Origin of the sequence: Rhodococcus sp. BS-15 (assembly GCF_000813105.1) — a bacterium.
Taxonomy (GTDB): Bacteria; Actinomycetota; Actinomycetes; order Mycobacteriales; family Mycobacteriaceae; genus Rhodococcoides.
In genome coordinates this window covers 1-1,523 of record NZ_BAOX01000532.1, presented here as the reverse complement: position 1 = coordinate 1,523, position 1,523 = coordinate 1, and the positions used below count along the sequence as shown (strand labels likewise).

Annotated in this window: 1 protein-coding gene and 1 pseudogene; one reads left to right on the top strand and one right to left on the bottom strand. The window is 66.3% G+C overall.

The annotated features are described in order from the left end of the window. Positions 1 to 364: pseudogene (locus tag RHBS_RS27665) on the bottom strand (hypothetical protein); the annotation flags it as partial. Positions 365 to 519: 155 nt separating this feature from the next. Here RHBS_RS27665 and RHBS_RS27660 point away from each other — a divergent pair. Further along, positions 520 to 1,523, top strand: a 1,004-nt coding sequence (locus RHBS_RS27660; protein ID WP_187298675.1) for a glycosyltransferase, incomplete at its 3' end; no start/stop codon positions are given.

Below are 1,523 nucleotides of genomic sequence, written 5' to 3'. Positions count from 1 at the left end.
CGACCGTGCCGCCGTCGTCCACCGAGGTGGCCGACAATCGCCACGCCGGTCCCCCGATCGGGTCCAACGACACCGCGGCCTCGTCCTCGATCCACCTGTCGACCGCCGCGCGGGCGATCGGTGATCCGACGACCACGGGATCGGCGGATCGACGCGCTGCAGTCCAGCTGTCACGGGCTCCGGGCACCCGGGCCCGCCGAACGGTTCGATCGATGGGGCCCGAGGCGAGCATTCGCCACATCGATCGGAGCGCGTCCGGTGCGACGGCGCGGTCGAACCGCCAGACGATCTGGTTCACCACGGGTACCCCGAGAACGCATTCCATGCGGAGGAACAGGTCGTCGTCGTACGTCAGTCTTTCCACTACGCGAGACTATCGCTGCGCGAGTGCGGACGCAGGTGGGCCGCAAATGTGTTTCCCGCCATATGTTTTCCGAACCGACCCGCGGCGGGCGGGACTGATAGATTGAGGACGTTTTCCATGCCGACGCGACTGCGAGTGACCCTATGAAGTTCGTGATGCCATTCAACGGCAGTCGCGGTGACGTGACGCCCGGTCTTGCACTCGGCGTAGAGCTCGCGAATCGCGGACACGACGTGGTGTTCGGCGCACCACCCAACCTGATGGAGTTCGCTCGCGCGAAAACGGCTGAGTCCGAACGCGTCAGCGTGGTCTCGTTCGGGCCCGACACCCAGCGGCTGTTGGAGTCGGAGTTGATCAGGGTGCGCATCAAGTCGCGCAACCCGCGAACCAGGATGGCGGCACTCGCGGAACTGGCCAATCACGGCTGGGATCGGATGACCGCCGAACTCGAACGAATGGCCCGGGGTTGCGACGCGATCGTCACCGGTTCACTGGGGCAGGAGATGGCGTTCAACATGGCGGAGTCGGCGGGCAATGCCTTTGTGGCACTCCATTATTGCCCGCTTCGACGCAACGACGTGGTGCCCGTGACCCCGGGCGTCGCGTTGCCCGGATACGTCAACCGATCGATGTGGGCGCTGGCGGAGTCGATGCGCTGGAAGTCCATGAAGGCTCGCGAGAACGCGCAGCGGGTGTCTCTCGGCCTGGCACCGACGAGGAATTCACTGCCCGTTCGATCCGATCGCTACGGCGCAGTGGAGATTCAGGCCTACGAGTCGGCACTGTTCCCCGGGCTCGCCGAACAGTGGGGCCCGCAACGGCCGTTCGTCGGATTCCTGGGGCTCAGCAGCGTTCGCGTCGACGCCGATCCCGCGCTCGAACAATGGCTGCAGGCGGGCTCCGCGCCGGTGTACTTCGGATTCGGCAGCATGCCCGTGCCCGATCCCACGGCGCTGCTGCGCATGATCGAGAACGTGACCGGACGACTGGGCGTTCGCGCTCTCGTCTGTGCCGGCTGGAGCGACCTTGCCGGTGCCGATCCTGCTGCCGCCCAGTCGAACTCGAACATCATGATCGTCGAGTCCGTCGATCATGCGAGCATTCTGCCGCACTGCCTGGCTGCGGTCCACCACGGCGGCGCGGGTACCACGGCCGCGAC